Source organism: Microbacterium sp. KRD172 (assembly GCF_017168295.1).
GTDB classification, from domain to species: domain Bacteria; phylum Actinomycetota; class Actinomycetes; order Actinomycetales; family Microbacteriaceae; genus Microbacterium; species Microbacterium profundi.
In genome coordinates, this window is the sequence record NZ_JABFAS010000002.1 from 1,609,386 (window position 1) to 1,627,223 (window position 17,838).

Annotated in this window: 16 protein-coding genes and 2 tRNA genes; 7 read left to right on the forward strand and 11 right to left on the reverse strand. The window is 66.4% G+C overall.

What is annotated here, in order from left to right:
• Window positions 1-9 precede the first annotated feature (9 nt).
• Complete coding sequence (locus J1M43_RS17085) at window positions 10-2,124, forward strand: acyltransferase family protein (protein ID WP_206476444.1); 2,115 nt, start codon at window positions 10-12, stop codon at window positions 2,122-2,124.
• A gap of 72 nt (window positions 2,125-2,196) precedes the next feature.
• Here the strand turns inward: J1M43_RS17085 and J1M43_RS08115 are convergent, their stop codons facing one another.
• Complete coding sequence (locus J1M43_RS08115) at window positions 2,197-2,682, reverse strand: Dps family protein (protein ID WP_033107176.1); 486 nt, start codon at window positions 2,680-2,682, stop codon at window positions 2,197-2,199.
• 130 nt (window positions 2,683-2,812) lie between these two features.
• Here J1M43_RS08115 and J1M43_RS08120 point away from each other — a divergent pair, with 130 nt between their 5' ends.
• Window positions 2,813-3,349, forward strand: a complete 537-nt coding sequence (locus tag J1M43_RS08120) for a gamma carbonic anhydrase family protein (RefSeq protein ID WP_033107175.1) — start codon at window positions 2,813-2,815, stop codon at window positions 3,347-3,349.
• Between the two features lie 33 nt (window positions 3,350-3,382).
• Window positions 3,383-3,457 (forward strand) — tRNA-Ile (locus J1M43_RS08125).
• Window positions 3,458-3,470: 13 nt separating this feature from the next.
• Here J1M43_RS08125 and J1M43_RS08130 read toward each other — a convergent pair.
• Window positions 3,471-3,767 carry a hypothetical protein gene (locus tag J1M43_RS08130; RefSeq protein ID WP_033107174.1) on the reverse strand — a complete coding sequence of 99 codons (297 nt, stop codon included), beginning with the start codon at window positions 3,765-3,767 and terminating at the stop codon, window positions 3,471-3,473.
• Window positions 3,767-5,764, reverse strand: a complete 1,998-nt coding sequence (locus J1M43_RS08135; RefSeq protein WP_206476445.1) for a DUF262 domain-containing protein — start codon at window positions 5,762-5,764, stop codon at window positions 3,767-3,769. The genes J1M43_RS08130 and J1M43_RS08135 overlap by 1 nt, the downstream gene beginning before the upstream one ends.
• Window positions 5,765-5,941: 177 nt before the next feature.
• On the opposite strand from J1M43_RS08135, the gene J1M43_RS08140 reads away from it, so the two are divergent.
• Both J1M43_RS08140 and J1M43_RS08145 read left to right on the forward strand, forming a co-directional pair.
• Window positions 5,942-6,715: a hypothetical protein gene (locus tag J1M43_RS08140; RefSeq protein ID WP_033107172.1), complete on the forward strand. Its 774-nt coding sequence runs from the start codon at window positions 5,942-5,944 to the stop codon at window positions 6,713-6,715.
• Window positions 6,716-6,890: 175 nt separating this feature from the next.
• Window positions 6,891-7,394: a DUF3145 domain-containing protein gene (locus tag J1M43_RS08145; RefSeq protein WP_033107171.1), complete on the forward strand. Its 504-nt coding sequence runs from the start codon at window positions 6,891-6,893 to the stop codon at window positions 7,392-7,394.
• Window positions 7,395-7,552: 158 nt separating this feature from the next.
• Here J1M43_RS08145 and J1M43_RS08150 read toward each other — a convergent pair whose 3' ends face one another.
• The 6 genes from J1M43_RS08150 to aceE form a co-directional block, all read right to left on the reverse strand.
• Entirely contained in the window at window positions 7,553-8,788 is a 1,236-nt protein-coding gene (locus tag J1M43_RS08150) for a beta-ketoacyl synthase (protein WP_033107170.1), read from the reverse strand.
• Between the two features lie 99 nt (window positions 8,789-8,887).
• Window positions 8,888-9,136 (reverse strand): acyl carrier protein, encoded by a 249-nt coding sequence (locus tag J1M43_RS08155; RefSeq protein WP_033107169.1) that lies wholly within the window; start codon window positions 9,134-9,136, stop codon window positions 8,888-8,890.
• A 68-nt stretch (window positions 9,137-9,204) separates the two neighbouring features.
• The gene (locus J1M43_RS08160) at window positions 9,205-10,206 is read right to left on the reverse strand and encodes a beta-ketoacyl-ACP synthase III (protein ID WP_033107168.1); all 1,002 of its coding nucleotides are present in this window, start codon (window positions 10,204-10,206) and stop codon (window positions 9,205-9,207) included.
• A complete protein-coding gene (locus tag J1M43_RS08165) occupies window positions 10,203-11,123 on the reverse strand; it encodes an ACP S-malonyltransferase (RefSeq protein ID WP_206476446.1) in 921 nt (306 codons plus the stop codon). The genes J1M43_RS08160 and J1M43_RS08165 overlap by 4 nt, the downstream gene beginning before the upstream one ends.
• A gap of 96 nt (window positions 11,124-11,219) precedes the next feature.
• Complete coding sequence (locus J1M43_RS08170; RefSeq protein ID WP_152594915.1) at window positions 11,220-12,413, reverse strand: CdaR family transcriptional regulator; 1,194 nt, start codon at window positions 12,411-12,413, stop codon at window positions 11,220-11,222.
• A gap of 31 nt (window positions 12,414-12,444) precedes the next feature.
• On the reverse strand, window positions 12,445-15,171 hold the full coding sequence (aceE, locus tag J1M43_RS08175) for a pyruvate dehydrogenase (acetyl-transferring), homodimeric type (RefSeq protein ID WP_033107165.1): 2,727 nt from the start codon (window positions 15,169-15,171) through the stop codon (window positions 12,445-12,447).
• 153 nt (window positions 15,172-15,324) lie between these two features.
• On the opposite strand from aceE, the gene J1M43_RS08180 reads away from it, so the two are divergent.
• Window positions 15,325-15,397 (forward strand) — tRNA-Val (locus J1M43_RS08180).
• On the opposite strand, the gene J1M43_RS08185 is transcribed toward J1M43_RS08180, so the two are convergent.
• Window positions 15,357-16,427: an NADPH:quinone reductase gene (locus J1M43_RS08185; protein ID WP_052167081.1), complete on the reverse strand. Its 1,071-nt coding sequence runs from the start codon at window positions 16,425-16,427 to the stop codon at window positions 15,357-15,359. The genes J1M43_RS08180 and J1M43_RS08185 overlap by 41 nt on opposite strands.
• 41 nt (window positions 16,428-16,468) lie before the next feature.
• Window positions 16,469-16,963, reverse strand: a complete 495-nt coding sequence (locus J1M43_RS08190) for a MarR family winged helix-turn-helix transcriptional regulator (RefSeq protein WP_033107164.1) — start codon at window positions 16,961-16,963, stop codon at window positions 16,469-16,471.
• Between the two features lie 80 nt (window positions 16,964-17,043).
• On the opposite strand from J1M43_RS08190, the gene J1M43_RS08195 reads away from it, so the two are divergent.
• Window positions 17,044-17,835, forward strand: a complete 792-nt coding sequence (locus J1M43_RS08195) for an SDR family NAD(P)-dependent oxidoreductase (protein WP_033107163.1) — start codon at window positions 17,044-17,046, stop codon at window positions 17,833-17,835.
• Window positions 17,836-17,838: the final 3 nt, after the last annotated feature.

Here is a 17,838-nt window from a genome sequence, read left to right on the forward strand (position 1 = left end):
GTTGTAGCCGTGAACTCCACAGCGCAGACTCCGGCTCCCACTCGGTCCCAGCGTCGACGAGACCGCTCACCGGAGCATGCGGCAACCTCGCGGTTCATCCCGCACGTGCAGGGACTCAGGGCGATCGCCGTCCTCTTCGTCGTGCTGTACCACTTCTGGCCCGCCCGCCTCAGCGGCGGCTACGTCGGCGTCGACATCTTCTTCGTCATCTCCGGCTTCCTTATCACCGCGCATCTCGCGAGGGAGCTCACCTCCACCGGAACGGTCAAGCTCGGACAGTTCTGGGCGCGCCGAGCGCGCCGTCTGCTGCCGGCCTCGCTACTCGTGCTGCTGTTCTGCGCGATCGTCGCGGCGGTCCCGTTCCTCACACCGACCTCGGCGCTGCCCGCTGAGGTCAAGGAGATCATCGCCTCCACGTTCTACGTGGAGAACTGGTACCTGGCTTTCAACTCCGCCGATTATCTGGCGCAGGCCGGAGACCCCACGACGGTGCAGCACTACTGGTCGCTCTCGCTGGAGGAGCAGTTCTACGTGCTGTGGCCGCTGATCATGCTGCTTGCAGCATGGGTCGCGGTCAAGTGGTTCCGCGGGGATCGACTGCGCGCCGCGGCGATCGCGATCGGCCTCGTCTCGGTGGCGTCATTCGTATTCTGCGTCGTATACACGATCACCGATCCTGCACCGGCGTACTTCGTCACCATGGGGCGCATGTGGCAGTTCGGCGTCGGTGCGGTCATCGCCCTCGTGCCGATGCTGCGCGTGCGCAATGCCGTTGTGAGCTTCGTGCTCGGCTGGGCTGGAATCATCGCGCTGCTGTACACGGCGTTCCGCTTCGACGGGCAGACCCCGTTCCCCGGATATGCGGCGTTGCTGCCGACGCTCGGGGCCGCCGCGATCATTGCCGCGTCGAACACCGATCGCTGGTGGTATCCGACCCGCCTTCTGTCGATACCGCCGATGCGCTTCACCGGTGACATCTCGTACAGCCTGTATCTCTGGCACTGGCCGCTGATCATCATCGCTCCGTCTGTGCCGTTCTGGGGCCTGACGATCTACCACCGTGTCGCGCTGCTGGTGATCTGCTTCGTGCTCGCGTGGCTCACCAAGCGGTTCGTCGAGGATCCGGCGCGCACGTGGAAGCCGTTGACGACGCGTCCACCGAAGGTGACGCTGTGGGCGGCTCTTGCCGCGATGATCCTGGTCGGTGCGGTGGCGGCCGGAGGCTGGGCGATCAACGCGCCGGCGTATCAGCAGGGCGTGCAGGCGATCGAGGACGTCCGTGAGAATCCGCCGGCCTGCTTCGGCGCGGCATCGGTGCTGGATGAGTCGTGCGCAGGTACTGAGCTCGACACGATCCTTCCCGCCCCGGGGTTCGCAGGCGTCGATCGTCCCTCGGATGAGCAGTGCTTCATCCAGTTGAACGACTCGCGGGCCAAGTCGTGCGAGTTCGGCTCTGACGACCCTGACGCCCCCCAGGTTGCCCTCATCGGCGATAGCCACGCCTTTCAGCTGCTGTCGACGTTCCAGGGGATCGCCGAGCGGGAGGGCTGGCACCTCACGACGTACTTCAAGGGCGCATGCCCGTGGAACGCCACGCCGCTGGCGACGGGCGGCTCCTTCGGTGCCGCGTGCTCCGACTGGAGAGCGGGTGTGGACGCCCAACTCGCGGACCGTGACTTCGATGTCGTCTTCACGTCTGCGATCTCGAACACGCCCTACTCGTCTGCCGGGTTCGAATCCGCTCACGAAGCCGCGGTGGCCGGGTATCAGAAGGCATGGTCGACCATGACCGATCGCGGCATCCCGGTGATCACGGTCGTCGACAACCCGGTGTTCGAAACCGACCCGAACAAATGCCTGCGTACACGCGATCAGGCGGAATGCTCAGGGGCACGCGCGGATGTGCTGCTCGAGGACGATCCGCTGCGTGATGCGGCCGAAGGCGCCGAGGATGTGACCCTGCTCGACTTCACCGACGTCTTCTGCGACGAGGATACCTGCAAGACGGTCATCGGTGGCGCGAACGTGTATCGCGACCAGGATCATCTGACGGTGACGTTCGTCGACACCCTGGCACCGCAGTACACCCAGGCGATGAAGGATGCGATGGTGGCCGCGGGCTGAGCTGCTGCATCCCGCGTGGGAACGAAGAAAGGCACCGGACGGATCCCGTGCCTTTCTTCGTGTGTCGTCCGACTACTCGGCGACGTGAGCGACGAGGAACCAGCGGTCCTTCTCGAGGCCGCGCATGATCTCGATCGCGACGTCCTGGCTCGTGAGGTCGATTTCGTCGAGACCGTCGATCGCGGCCTTCGTGTCGACGAGGATCGCGTCGATGTCGGCGACGATGTTGCGGATCAGCTCGGTCGACTGCGTGAACCCTGCCGGCACTGCCGATGCGGCGACCTTGGCGGCGACGGTGCTGAGCCGCGCGTCGATCGGCAGGCCCAGAGCGACGATGCGCTCTGCAGCGGTGTCGGCGAACGCGCCCGCGTGTGCGACGACCGAGTCGAGCAATTCGTGGACGCCGATGAAGTTGGCGCCGCGCACGTGCCAGTGCGCCTGCTTGCCGTTGACGGTCAGAGCCTGCAGCCCGAGTACGACGGGGGAGAGGAACTGTGCCGCGGCCGCGGCGACCGTCGGGTCGCTGGCGGTGGTGGAGATGGTCTGTGCCTTGTTCATGTTTCTTCCTCCAGAACGGCGAATTCGAACCTGATGGAGACAACGCTACTCAGACTGAAACATTCCGCAAGCAAGCTGAGGCTCGGCTCACTTCCGCGGAATGACGCGGAATTGAGGATAGTCTCGCCTCATGAGCATCTCGTCATCAGCATCCGTTCTCGCCCTCGGCACCAAGACGCCGCGCATCGCGGACGACGCCTTCGTCGCCGACGGAGCGCGCATCGTGGGCGACGTCACGCTGGAGCCCGGCGCGAGCGTCTGGTACAACGCGGTGCTGCGTGCCGATTCAGCGGGGATCACGGTCGGGGCCGGAAGCAACGTGCAGGACAACGTCTCGGTGCATGTCGACAGCGGCCATCCCGTCGTCATCGGTGCGAACGTGTCGATCGGTCACAACGCGGTCGTGCACGGATGCACGATCGGCGACGGCTCGTTGATCGGGATGGGTTCGGTGATCCTCAGCGGCGCGGTGATCGGCAAGGGCTGCCTGATCGCCGGTGGTGCGGTCATCCTCGGAGGCACCGAGGTGCCGGACGGATCGCTGGTGGCCGGCGTGCCGGCGAAGGTGCGCCGCGAACTCAGCGAGGACGAGCGGGCAGGGATCATCGCGAACGCCGAGATCTACCACTCGCACCTGGAGACGCACCGGAGCGCCACGGCGCTCTGACGCCGACCTGCACCGCTAGGCTGTTAACTCTGCGGGGCGGTGGCCAAGTTGGTTAAGGCAGCGGGCTCATAACCCGACGATTCGTGGGTTCAAGTCCCACCCGCCCTACTCTCATCCGCCGTCACAGCGGACGCGCGGTGATGGCCTCGTTGCCCAGATCCTTGCGGGCCGTGCGCAGGCACTTCGTGCACAGCAGCTCCACCGTGCGCGGATGGTTCTCGCCGCACGTGCAGTCGATCGTCACTCGCCACTTGGCGCGGCGTCCGCACGCTGCGTACGCCTCTTCGTCGCCATGGTCGCATTCGCACTCCAGCGGCACATCCGCGTCCCATCCGAGCGAGATGTCCTCGAATGCCTGGTCGACCGGATCGGCGGCCTTCGGCGTGGCCGGCGCATCGGTATGAGTCTTCTGTCGCATCACATCACGTTCCCGATGTAGGAGTATTTCACGAACACCTCGGCGGCGATACCCGATTCCTCCAGCACGCCCTGCAGCGCGCTCATCATGTAGTTCGAATCCCAGCCCATGTAGAGGAAGTTCTCGTCGTCCAGAGCATCCCACTGTCCCTTCCACGCCATCTCGTCGTAGATGGGACCGCCGTGGCTCCTGCTGTACGCGAGTGCAGACGGGCGGGCGTCGGTCCATGCGCGGCGGAAGACCCGGTTGAAGAGCGCACGCACGTCCTTCACCTCCCAGTGCTCGCCGCGGTACTCGACGTAATCGAACTCCCGGTCCCAGCCTGCGGGCCAGCCGCGCCGACGCACGGCGTCGAGCACAGGGGTGAGGGCGTCGTCGTCGATCTCAGGGAGGGCCGGTCGAGCCCAGATGCGCACCAGCCGTTCGGTGAGCCGCACCGTGCGCGCCGATATGGTCGCTGTGCCCCAGGAATCGGTGTCCACGAGGGCGCGCGTCTCCTCGACCGCGCTGCGTGCATACGCATCCCGCCGCTTGTCGTCATAGGAGGCGCCGAAGACGCGCTCTGTGAGGGACTGCTCGAGCAGCGTGAGGTTGCCGAGCGTCGGTGCGAGCGCCCTGTGGCTGTTGCGCTCGTCCTCCGAGTAATCGATCCAGGGCCGGGTGCCGTCGCCTGACCAGGAATCGCTGGGCACGAGCGGAACGATGTGCTCGACGTCGTGATCCGAGGTGTCCTCCACCTGCTCGAGGCGGCCGAGCACGTACGCCGCGTGGGGGAGTTCTGCATACTTCAGCACCGCGCTGACACGCTCGTCCGACGGGGTGATGCGCGCGAACGCCCGCATCAGTGCTTCGCGTCCTTCGGCACGTGCCCGGCAGAGCCGTGCGATCAATCGCTCAGCCGGCAGCCCGACCAGCGCGCGTCGCAGATAGAGGGCCTGAATCCACTCGAGCGTCTCGATCAGCTCTGCGCGCGGGATGAGGCCGCGCACGTGGTCGCTGTACGCGCTCATGGCCAGGGGATATGCTGCGCGTCCGAACGTGTTGATGTACCGGAGCTGCGTCCGGATCTCGGCATCCTTCTCGGAAGAAGGATCGAGCAGGACGGCGTAGATCTCGGCGTAGTGACGCCAGATGTCGGCATCCGCCTGCAGATGCGCCACATCCACGCGCGGGAAGGAATGCCGGAACGCGCTGTACACGCCGTGCTCGCCGTTCGCGGCGACCTCCCGGCCTGTGGTCATCACGAGGTAGTGGCGCCAGAATGCCCCGATCGTCTCGCCCGTGTGACGCTCGATCGGAAGCCAGTAGCGCTCCTCGACGTCGAGCTGCTCAGCGTGGGTGAGGCCCATCAGGATGTAGTTGTGGATGAGCTCGTGATCGCGCAGCGGCTCGCCGGTGGAGTTCAGGCTCTCGAAGATCTGCTGCGCGTTCGCCGCAGGTCCGAGTGTGATCGACACATGCTCGATCCTCTGCAGTCCGCGCCAGATCGTCGGAGCCTCGTCAGCATGCACCTGGCTGCGGAAGAAGGCGTAATTGTCGTCGAAGCGCGATTCGCGGTCGGCATCGTCACGCTGATCGAGAACGACCGACTCGTAGAGCTCGGCCCACGCATGGTGCGGGCGCAGCTTGGTGCGCGACGGGTCATCCGCTCGCACCAGTACCCGTTCGAGGTCCGCGGCCATGGCGGGGTCGGAATCACGGACCGCGTGATGCAGAGCGGCGACGAGCAGCATGAGCGTCGTGATGCGCTGCTGTCCGTCGATGAGGATCAGGTCGATCTCCGAGGCGTCCTGTGCGGAGAGGATGGAGCCGATGAAATGGCGGTGCGTGTCGCCTTCCTTGGCGACGGCGCGGATGTCGGAGAGCAGGCGCTCGCATCCGCCGATGTCCCAGCGGTACTGGCGCTGGTAGACCGGGACGACGATGGTCGTGTCCGGAGCAGAGAGCCACTCGATCGTGTTGACGGCGGTCGCTTCGACATTCGTGGCGGTTGCCATGTTCTTCGCTCTTGCTCCTCACGGCGGTGCGATCCCGCTACCCGCCGTGAAAGAGTCTAGTCGCCGGCGAATCGCCGGCGGTGGGCCACGCTGGTGCCGCAGAACACGCTGTTAGGCTTGCCTTATCAGGGCCTGTTAAAACGTGCTGGCCCCCGATGAAAGGACATGACCTAGATCATGGGATACATCAAATCCGCAGCCCTCGAGGAAAAGGGCTTCGTCGTCCTCGACAGCTACAACCAGGACCTCGATCCCAAAGAGTGGCTGGACATCGAGTACAACGACTGGAAGTCGTCGGGTGACACCCGTTTCGCTCCGCTGGCCAGTGCCTTCGGCGACATCGAGTGCAACGGCTTCTGGAACCACAAGCCGCCGCGCACCGACAAGGACGGCGTGTGGATCGACTCCCAGGTCGCTAAGGCCCCGAACCTCACGCGTCGCGCGCAGGAGCCGGGTGCCAATGTCGGCCGCTGCCGCGTGATCGAGCTGCAGCCCACGCCGTACGGCGAATGCCTCTACAACCTTCACCAGGACGACAACAACCGGTTGAACCCCGACGGCACCGGATGGGTCGTCCGCGGATTCTTCAACCTCAGCGATGACAAGGACAGCTTCTTCGTCCTGCGTGAGAACCGCACCGACCCGGCGGGCGAGGTTCGGATCGCGCTTCCCGCCGGGGCTCAGCTCATCATCGACACGCAGCGACTGTGGCACGCCGCGACCCACGTCGGATCCGAGCCCCGCTACAACCTCATCACGTCGTGGACGTCGGGTCCCGAGCTCGACGCCTACATCGACAAGTACAACGGTACCGACCAGGTCGAGAACTTCGAGGTCCCGCAGGACGTTCTCGAGGCCGGCTACGCGGAGCAGGCGCGCAAGGATGCTGCACGCGCCGCCTACTACGCCGCCAAGGGCCAGCAGGTCAAGCAGGCGATGAGCGAGGCGTAGTCCGCCTGATCACCGTCCTGAGAAAGCCCCGGCCCGAAGGCCGGGGCCTTCTTCATAATCACACGCTTGTGATTTCTGTCCGTCTGGGCGATAATCGGCGTATAACCGCATATTCTCGCCACACTTCGTTGGCTCAGGTCGTTGGGGAAGACGCACCTGAAGAAACGGAGAGATCATGGCGACGGCTTACGCACGCGGAGTGGTGTACATCCACTCTGCGCCTCGCGCGCTTTGCCCGCACCTGGAATGGGCGGTCGGACGCGCTATCGGTCGTGCGGTGAACTTCGAGTGGGCCGAACAGCCTGTACTCGAGGGATCTCGTCGTGCCGAGTTCTACTGGGACGGCCCCGTCGGCACCGGCGCTGCACTCGCGACCGCGATCCGCGGCTGGGAGCACCTGCGCTTCGAGGTGACCGAGGATCCGACGCCGCGCAGCGACGGCGGTCGTTGGCTGCACACCCCTGATCTCGGCATCCACTATGCGCAGGCCGACGCGGCCGGCAACATCGTCATCGGCGAGGACCGCATCCGCTACGCCATGGAGATCGCGGCCGGAAGCGCGCTCGAGTTGCAGCGTGAGCTCGATGTCGCTCTCGGCTCGGCCTGGGATGAAGAGCTCGAGCCATTCCGCCACGCCAGCGACGATTCCACGGTCGTGTGGCTTCACAAGGTCGGCTAGCCTCCGACCTCCTTCAGACCCGGGGCGCAGGAGGCGTCAGTATCGGATGCCGGTGAACCATCCCGGACTCCGAGAACGCGAATCCCGCCCCCGCACGACGAAGGCCTCGCTCCGAGATGATCGGAGACGAGGCCTTCGTCATGCGGACCTGAACGTGCTCAGTCCTCGTAGGACGCGAATGCGGCGACGGCGTTGTGCCCGCCGAAGCCGAACGAATTGCTGATCGCGAGCTGCGGGCCTTCACCCAGAGGCTGTGCATCGCCGGAGACGAGCAGCGGGATATCCGGATCCTGCGTCGTGAGGTTGATGGTCGGGGGTGCGACGCGGTTCTGGATCGCGAGGATCGTGAAGATCGCCTCGAGTGCGCCGGTGCCGCCGAGGAGGTGACCGGTGGATGCCTTGGTCGCCGACACCGGGATGTCGTGCACGCGGTCGCCGATGACGCTCTTCAGCGCGGCGTACTCATTCGGGTCGCCGACCGGCGTCGATGTCGCGTGCGCGTTGATGTGGGTGATCTCATCCGGTGTGCGGCCAGCGGCTTCGAGCGCGAGCGTGACGGCACGCGCTGCGCCCTCCGGAGCGTTGGCGGTGATGTGGAACGCATCGGCCGTGACGCCGCCGCCGACGAGTTCGGCGTAGATCTTGGCGCCGCGCGCCTTGGCGTGCTCTTCGGTCTCGAGGATGAGCACCGCTGCGCCTTCACCCATCACGAAGCCGTCGCGGTCCTCCGAGTAGGGGCGGGAGGCGGTGGCGGGGTCGTCATTGCGACGCGATAGGGCCTGCATCGATGCGAACGACGCGATCGTGATCGGGTGGATGGCCGACTCGGTGCCGCCGGCGATGACGACATCCGCGAGCCCTGACTGCAGGTGCTCGTAGGCGTTGACCAGCGACTCAGTGCTGGATGCGCAGGCGGACGCGACCGTGCGGGCGAAGGCGCGCGCCGTGAAGTGGAGGGACAGATTGCCCGCGGCCGAGTTCGGCATGAGCATGGGCACCGTCATCGGCATGACGCGGCGAGGGCCCTTCTCACGCAGCGTGTCCCATGCGTCGAGCAGGGTCCACACGCCACCGATGCCGGTCGCGAAGTCCACGCCGAGACGCTCGGGATCGACATCGGGCGAACCCGCGTCCTCCCACGCCTCCATGGCCGCGATCAACGCGAACTGGGAGGACGGGTCGAGGCGCTTGGCGACCGGACGCGCGAGGACCTCTTCAGGGCGCACGATCGCCTCAGCGGCGAATGTCACGGGGAGCTGAAGCTCTTCGACCCACTCATGTTCGAGGGTGCGGCCCCCGGACATACCGGCCAGCAGGTTGGTCCAGTTCTCCGGAGCCGTGCCGCCGATTGCGGAAGTGGCGCCGATACCGGTGACGACGATGCGCTTGGTCATTGGGTGTGGTTCCTGTCGAAGGGGACGAGAGCAGTCTCTGGAGAGGGAAGGCAGAGGATGCCACGCCTCGCGGTTCGCGAGGGTGGCATCCGTCAGGTCTTACGCCTGGCCGGCGACGATGAAGTTCACGGCGTCACCGACGGTCTTGAGGTTCTTGACCTCGTCGTCGGGGATGGTGACGCCGAACTTCTCTTCTGCGTTGACGACGATCGTCATCATCGAGATCGAGTCGATGTCGAGGTCATCGGTGAAGGACTTCTCGAGCGCGACCGCGGAGCCGTCGATGCCGGTCTCGTCGGTGATGAGCTCGGAGAGGCCGGCGAGGACCTCATCGTTGGTGAAAGCCATGTGGTTTTCCTCTTTCTTGCGGGTTGTATTCGGAACCGATGAACAGTTTAGGAGGTCGGCGGACGTGTTCAGGGGAGGACGACGACTTGAGCTGCGAATACCAGACCGGCGCCGAAGCCGATCTGCAGTGCGAGTCCGCCGGAGAGTTCAGGATGCTCGGCCATCAGCCGGTGGCTCGCGAGCGGGATGGACGCCGCCGAGGTGTTGCCGGTGGTCTCGATGTCGCGCGCGATCACCGTGGTCTCCGGCAGCTTCAGTTGCTTCGCGAACTCGTCGATGATGCGCATGTTGGCCTGGTGCGGAATGAATGCGGCGAGGTCTGCCGCTTCGATGCCGGCGACGTCGAGTGCCTCACGTGCGACCTTCGCCATCTCCCAGACCGCCCAGCGGAACACCGTGGGGCCCTCCTGACGGAGCGTCGGCCACGGCACCTCGCCGTCGCGGAACTGGGTGAGGGTGCCGTTCATGCCGACGGCATCCGCCTTCGAGCCGTCCGAACCCCAGACGGCCGGCGCGATGCCAGGCGTCTCGCTCGGCCCGATCAGGGCGGCGCCTGCACCGTCGCCGAGCAGGAACGAGATGCTGCGGTCGGCGGGGTCTACGACGTCGGAGAGCTTCTCCGTGCCGATCACGAGGGCGTAGCGCGCGGCGCCGGCGCGGATCAGCGCGTCGGCCTGCGCAATGGCGTAGGCGTAGCCGGCGCATGCGGCGTTGACGTCGTATGCCGCGGCCGGGTTCGAGCCGACGCGGTCGGCGACGATCGCCGACACCGAGGGCGACTGCTTCGGATTGCTGATGGTCGCCACGATCACGAGGTCGACTTCGGATGCTGCGACACCGGCCTTCTCGATGGCCTCGGCGGCCGCGATGGTGGCGAGATCGATCGCGTCGGTCTCCTTGACCGCGCGCGCACGGGTGATGATGCCGGTGCGCTGGCGGATCCACTCGTCACTGGAATCGATCGGCCCGATGAGGTCGTCGTTCGGGACCGCGTTCTCGCCGCGCGCAGCGCCGAACGACAGGATGCGGGTGAACTGCGGGCCGGTGGCCTGCTTCAGCGTGGCGGTCATGCGGCTGCTCCGTTCAGCAGCTCAGCCGCTGCGTCGAGGTCTTCTGGTGTCTTCACGGCTACGACCGGCGTGCCGCGCAGGCCCCGTTTGGCGAGGCCGGCGAGGGCTCCTGCCGGGGCGAGTTCGATGAGCCCGGTGACGCCGTTGTCGGCGAAGGAGCCCATGCAGAGGTCCCAGCGCACCGGCGAGGAGACCTGGTTGACGATCAGATCGAGGGCCGCGGCGCCGGACGTGACGACCGAGCCGTCCTTGTTGGTCCAGAGCGTGATCTGCGGGTCGCCGGGAACGACCGCGCCGATCGCCGCGCGCAGCGCCTCGACGGCCGGCGCCATGTACGCGGTGTGGAACGCGCCGGCGACCTGCAGCGGGATGACGCGGGTTCCCTTGACCGGCTCCTCGGCAAGTGCGGCCAAGGCTGGAAGAGCACCGGCGACGACGATCTGGCCGCCGCCGTTGTAGTTGGCCGGTGAGAGTTCGAGCTCGGCGAGACGCGCGAGCACTGCGTGCTCGTCGCCGCCGATCACCGCACTCATTCCGGTCGGGGTCTGTGCCGCGGCATCCGCCATCGCACGTCCGCGGACGCCGACGAGACTCATCGCCTGCTCTGCGGAGACGACACCGGCGCCGACGAGTGCGGCGAGCTCACCGACCGAGTGGCCCGCAGTGCCGTCCGGGGTGCGTCCGGCGCGCTCGGCGAGTGCTGCGGCGGCGATCAGTGACGCCGCGACGATGAGCGGCTGCGCGATGCGCGTGTCGCGGATCGTGTCGGCATCGGACTGCGTGCCGTGCAGGACGAGATCGACTTCGGCCGCCTCGGAATAGGCTGCGAGGCTGTCGGCGACGCCGTCCAGTTCGAGCCAGGGGGAGAGGAAGCCGGGGGTCTGTGAGCCCTGTCCAGGGCAGCAGGCGACAATCACCTACTCAGTCTGCCAACGTTCGAGCCAGAACGGTGGATGAACCATCACAAGATTCCGAGATTCCCTTGTGTGTGGCGCACAGCGTTCACCGGCTTGTCAGCGTGCGCGGCGGTTGGTCGGACGGCGACGCACCGGATCCGTGGCGCCGATCGAGCCGATGATCAGCGCCGTCTGCAGGATCAGCGCCTCTCGCGGACCCGTGGCATCCCAGCCGATGACCTCACTCACGCGCTTGAGGCGGTAGCGGACCGTGTTCGGGTGCACGAACAGTTCTCGCGCCGTCGCTTCAAGGGAGCGACCGTTGTCGAGATAGCTCCAGAGCGTCGTGACCAGGTCTGTCGAATGCGCCTGCAGCGGACGGTAGATGCGTTCGATGAGGGTCTGCTTCGCCAGCGGGTCGCCGGCGAGTGCGCGCTCGGGCAGCAGGTCGTCGGCCTCGACGGGACGCGGAGCCGTGCGCCATGCGCGGGCGACGGCGAATCCGGCGAGCGCGGCGCGTGCGCTCTGCCCTGCGTCCACGAGAGCCGCGACGGGCGGGCCGAGCACGACGTAGCCGGGGCCGAACGACGGCTCGAGACGCGCCGCGATGTCTTCGAACGCGAGTTCATCCGCGACATCTTCGCGACCGGGAACGCGCGCACGGCCGAGCACCAGGACGAGCCGCGAGCCCTGAACGCCGATGAGCACGTCGACCGCGAGTTTGCGCGCAGTGCGGCGCACGTGATCGACGTCGAACTGCGGGGGAGTCGTACCGACCAGCACGCACACCTCGCCATGACCGTGCCACCCGAGTGCCGCGATGCGGCTGGGCAGCTCCTCGTCGGCCTCACCGGTGAGGATGGAGTCGACCACCAGAGCTTCGAGCCGCGCATCCCACAGCCCGCGCGCCTCTGCGGCGCGGGCGTACACGTCTGCGGCGGCGAAGGCGACCTCACGCGAGTAGAGCAGGATGGCTTCGCGGAGCGCTTCGCCCTTGCCGGCGACCCGCTCCTCTGTGACTTCCACGGTCACCCTGATGAGCTGCAACGTCTGGGTCAGGCTGACGCTGCGCAAGAGCTCGCGCGGGGCTGCGGCGAAGATGTCCGCCGCGATCCACGGCGTGGAGGTCGGATCGTCGAACCACTGGATGAACGACGTGATGCCCGCCTGGGCCACCAGCCCGACCGCAGAGCGGCGGGCCGGTGGCATGTCGGCGTACCAGGGCAGCGTGTCATCGAGACGCTGGATGGTCGCCGTGGCGAGATCGCCGGAGATCCGGCGCAGCCAGGCGAGCGTCGTCGTCTTGTCCATCGATGCCACAGGCGATCCGGTCACACCGGGCTCAGCTCTCGCCGCCGGCGTTTCCGCTCGTGCCGGCGTTGACGTTGTGCAGGTCGTACTTCGAGATCGCCTGTGCGATCACGGAGCGCTCGACCTGGCCCTTGTCTGCGAGGCCCTGAAGCGCGCGGACCACCATGGAGGGACCGTCGATCTTGAAGAAACGACGGGCCGCCGCACGGGTGTCCGCGAAACCGAAGCCGTCGGCGCCGAGCGTGTAGTACTCGCCGGGAACCCACTGACGGATCTGGTCCTGCACCGCGTGCATGAAGTCGCTGGTCGCGACGAACGGACCCTCGGCTCCCTGCAGCTTCTGCGTGACGTATGCGACCTGCGGCTCTTCCTCAGGGTGCAGGAAATTGTGCTCGTCGGCGGCGAGGCCGTCGCGGCGCAGCTCGGTCCAGCTGGTGACGGACCACACATCGGCGGTGACGCCCCAGTCCTTCGCGAGCAGTTCCTGAGCCTCGAGAGCCCACGGCACACCGACGCCGGAGGCGAGCAGCTGGACGCGCGGTCCGTCGCCCTGGCCCTCGGAGACGCGGTGCAGACCCTTGAGGATGCCCTCGACGTCGACGTCCTCCGGCTCAGCGGGCTGCTTGAACGGCTCGTTGTAGACCGTGAGGTAGTACATGACGTCCGGGTCGGGGTGCGTTCCGCCGTACATGCGCTCGATGCCGGCCTGCACGATGTGGGCGACCTCGTAACCGTAGGCCGGGTCGTACGTCACCGTGGCCGGGTTTGTCGACGCGAGCAGCGGGGAGTGGCCGTCAGCGTGCTGCGTGCCCTCTCCGGTCAGCGTCGTACGGCCGGCGGTCGCGCCGATCACGAAACCGCGGGCCATCTGGTCGGCGGCCGCCCAGAAGGCATCGCCAGTGCGCTGGTAGCCGAACATCGAGTAGAAGATGTAGATCGGGATCAGCGGCTCGCCGTGCGTCGAGTATGCGGTGCCGGTCGCGGTGAACGCCGCGGTGGCGCCCGCCTCGTTGATGCCGACGTGCATGATCTGACCCTGCGGGCTCTCCTTGTAGGCGAGGAGCAGTTCGCGGTCGACAGCGGTGTAGTTCTGGCCGTTCGGGTTGTAGATCTTCGCGGTCGGGAAGTACGCGTCCATACCGAACGTGCGCGCCTCGTCCGGGATGATCGGGACGACCCGCTCTCCGAAGCCCTTGACCTTCATGAGGTCCTTGAGCATGCGGACGAACGCCATCGTCGTGGCGACCTCCTGGTTGCCAGAGCCCTTCTTGGGGAACGCGTAGTCCTTGTCCTCTGGCAGCGTGAGCCCCACGTGGGTGGTGCGCCGCTCGGGCAGGAATCCACCGAGTGCGTGACGGCGGTCCAGCATGTACTGGATCGTCTCGTCCTGCGCGCCGGGGTGGAAGTACGGCGGCTGGTAGGGGTTCTCCTCGAGCTGCGCATCCGTGATCGGGATCTGCATCGTGTCGCGGAAGAGCTTGAGGTCTTCCAGCGTCATCTTCTTCATCTGGTGCGTCGCGTTGCGCCCCTCGAAGTGCGGGCCGAGGCCGTAGCCCTTGACCGTCTTCGCGAGGATGACGGTCGGCTGGCCCTTGTGCTCCATGGCGGCCTTGTACGCGGCGTACACCTTGCGGTAGTCGTGGCCACCACGGCGCAGCTTCCAGATCTGGTCGTCGGTGTAGTCCTTGACCAGAGCGGCGGTGCGCTCATCGCGACCGAAGAAGTTCTCGCGGACGAAGGCGCCGCTCTCGGCCTTGTAGGTCTGGTAGTCACCGTCGGGGGTGACGTTCATGAGGTTGAGCAGTGCGCCCTCGGTGTCGCGGGCGAGCAGGTCGTCCCACTCGCGGCCCCAGACGACCTTGATGACGTTCCAGCCGGCGCCGCGGAAGTACGACTCCAGCTCCTGGATGATCTTGCCGTTGCCGCGCACCGGTCCGTCCAGGCGCTGCAGGTTGCAGTTGATCACGAAGGTGAGGTTGTCGAGACCCTCGTTGGCTGCGACCTGCAGCTGACCGCGAGACTCGACCTCGTCCATCTCGCCGTCGCCGAGGAAGGCCCACACGTGGGAGTCGGCGACGCTCTTGATGCCGCGGTTCTCGAGGTACTTGTTCGCCATCGCCTGGTAGACCGCGTTGATCGGGCCGAGGCCCATCGAGACGGTCGGGAACTGCCAGAAGTCGCGCATCATGCGCGGGTGCGGGTAAGAGGGGATGCCGTTCGGTGCGCCGGACTTCTCCTGGCGGAACGCGTCGAGCTGTGATTCGTTCAGGCGTCCTTCGAGGTAGGCACGGGCGTACATGCCGGGGGAGGCGTGACCCTGGTAGAAGATCTGGTCGCCGCCGGACGAGTCGTCCTGTCCGCGGAAGAAGTGGTTGTGGCCGACCTCGTAGAGCGAGGCCGCCGACGCGTAGGTCGAGATGTGACCGCCGACGCCGATGCCAGGACGCTGCGCGCGGTGCACGGTGATCGCCGCGTTCCAGCGGATCCAGTGGCGGTAGCGGCGCTCGAGTTCCTCGTCGCCGGGGAAGTCCGGCTCGTTCTCGGAGGCGATGGTGTTGATGTAGTCCGTCGTCGGAACCATCGGCACGTTGAGGTGCAGCTCCTTCGAGCGCTTGAGCATGCTGAGCATGATCTCGCGGCCGCGGCCGTGACCCTTGGAATCGACCAGCCCGTCAAGTGACTGCTGCCACTCGCCGGTCTCCTCCGGATCGCTGTCGAGGGGGCCCTGGGAGTACGGATCCTGGTCGTGAACGGTCACAAGGAGCCTTTCGTCAAGCTGGCAGGTCTTGCCAAGGAAACGGGAAGCGACGCGGGGAGCCTTGTCGGCTCGGCACAACGCGCGCCGCATTCAGCCTAGCCCTCTTCACAGACTGCGTCGCGCATCCGCGACATGGATAGACTGAAGACACCAGGGCCTTTAGCTCAGCTGGTAGAGCGCCACGTTTACACCGTGGATGTCGTCGGTTCGATCCCGGCAGGGCCCACTTCATGGTCACTCTCCGCAACGCGGATGAGCACTTTCCCGATCGCCCCGTGCTGAACCGCGTCGTGAGCGGCGGCCGTCTCCTCTAGCGGAAACCAGGTGAGGGGAAGCCCGGCCTCCTCTCCGACAGGAAGCGCGTCGTCCTCCAGTGCGGCTGTGATGTCTGCGACCGCCGCGGCGAGAGCATCCTCACCGACCGTGTAGAGCAGCAGCCCCTGCCACCGCACGTTCTTCGCGAAGGTGGCGATGATCGGGATGGTGATCGTGTCGCCCTTGTCGTTCGCGTAGAACGCGATCGAACCATGATTCGCGACCACGGCCACGTCCAGTGCCGCGTTCATCGCGGGGGAGACCTCGACGATGTGGTCGACGCCCGAAGGAGCGACCTCCAGGATCCGTTCGGCCAGCCGATCGTCGGGATAGCGGAACACGTGCTGCGCGCCGGCGGCACGAGCGAGGGCCTCCTTCTCGTCGCCGCTCACGGTCGTGAGAACCGTCGCTCCGGCCCAGACAGCGAGTTGGATCGCCGCATGCCCCACCGCTCCTGCTCCGCCCTGCACGAGCACTGTCCTGCCGGACAGAGCGCCGGGGGCGAGGCGCGACGGGCCGAATTCGTGCACGGTCAGCGCGCGATGCGCCGTCATGGCCGGCACGCCGAGGCTCGCGGCGGTGTCGAAGCCGATGCCGTCCGGGAGGCGCACGGCACGGATGGCAGGAACGATGGTGACGTCCTGTGCGGTTCCGGTCGGACGCTCATGTGCCGCAAGGTACAGCCACACGCGATCGCCCACCTGCAGGTCCGCGACATCATCGCCAACGGCATCCACAACGCCGGCGCCGTCCTGATTCGGCACGATCTGATCGAACGGCATTGGTGTTCCCTCAGAGGCGCGCGCCTTCCAGTCGGTCGGATTCACTCCCGACGCGTGGATGCGGACGCGCACCTCTCCGGGACCCGGCTGCCCCGCGTCGCGCTCGATCATCGTGAGCGTCTCGGAGCCGCCCTTGTCCGTGTACACGATTGCTCTCATGTCGGATGCAAGGCAGAGCGGTCTGCGGGTATTCCGTCTCGTCAGCGAACCACGCCGGGCCGCCAGCCCTCGTCTTCTCGGATCGCGCCGAGGATCCGACGACTGATCTGCTTCAACTGCTTCAGCTGCGCAGGGCTCAGCGGGTCGACGACCAGTCGGCGCACCGTTTTCACATGGCCTGGCCCCGCCTGCTCGACCTTGGCGAGCCCGGCATCCGTGAGGATCGCGAGCGTGAAACGACCGTCGGCCGGGTCGGGACTCCGGCGCATCCAGCCGCGTTTCTCCAGACGCGCGGCCGCCCGCGAAAGCCGTGACAGTGAGCTGTTGGCGAAGCCGGCGAGCACACTCATGCGAAGGGTCGCCTCCGGAGCGTCGGCGAGGGCGTACAGGATGCCGTACTCGAAGTGCGTCACCTCCGAATCGCCGAGCAGTTGTGCATCGAGTGCGGTGGGCAGCCATTCCAGGAGAGTGGCCAGAGACGACCAGGTCTCCAGTTCATCGCCGTCGAGAACTGCGCGGCCAGAAGGATCGGACATGCCAGCAGACTACTCGAATGACTTGCGCAGTCAAGTCAAATGATGCAACATGACTTGACTGAGAAAGTAAAAGGAGTGTCATGGAGTTGAATCTGGGCGGCAGAAGAGCATTCGTGAGCGGGTCGACGCAGGGGATCGGCTTCGCGATCGCGAGAGCATTGCTCGACGAAGGCGTGTCGGTCGTGGTCAACGGCCGCAGCGGGGAGAAGGTCGACGACGCGGTCCGTCGATTGAAGGCACCGGATGCTGACGCGGCTGTCACGGGAATCGTCGCGGACCTCGGCGACGAGCAGCAGACGGCACAGTTGGTCCAAGAGCTCGGTGCCGTCGACATCCTGGTCAACAACGTCGGACTCTTCGAGCTCGCCTCCTTCAACGACATCAGTGACGATGACTGGCAGCGTTATTTCACCCTCAACGTCATGAGTGGTGTGCGCCTCTCGCGTCACGCCTTGCCGAGCATGCTCGAGAGGGGCTGGGGCCGCATCGTCTTCATCGGCAGCGAGTCCGGCGTGAACATCCCCGCAGACATGGTGCACTACGGCGTCACGAAGGCCGCGATGCTTGCGCTGAGCAACGGTCTCGCGAAACTCACCCACGGCACCGAGGTGACGGTGAACACGATCCTGGGCGGACCGACCTACTCCGACGGTGTGGCCGACACCGTGGCCGTGCTCTCGCAGGCACAGGGCATTCCGGCCGACGGACTGAAGAGGGCGATCATCGGCGAGAACAGGACGTCGCTGCTCGAACGGTTCATCGAACCCGAAGAGATCGCCAACCTCGCGCTCTACCTCGCGAGCCCGCTCTCGTCCGCGACGAACGGTGCGGCGCTGCGGGCAGATGGCGGCGTGCTGACGACCATCCTCTGATCG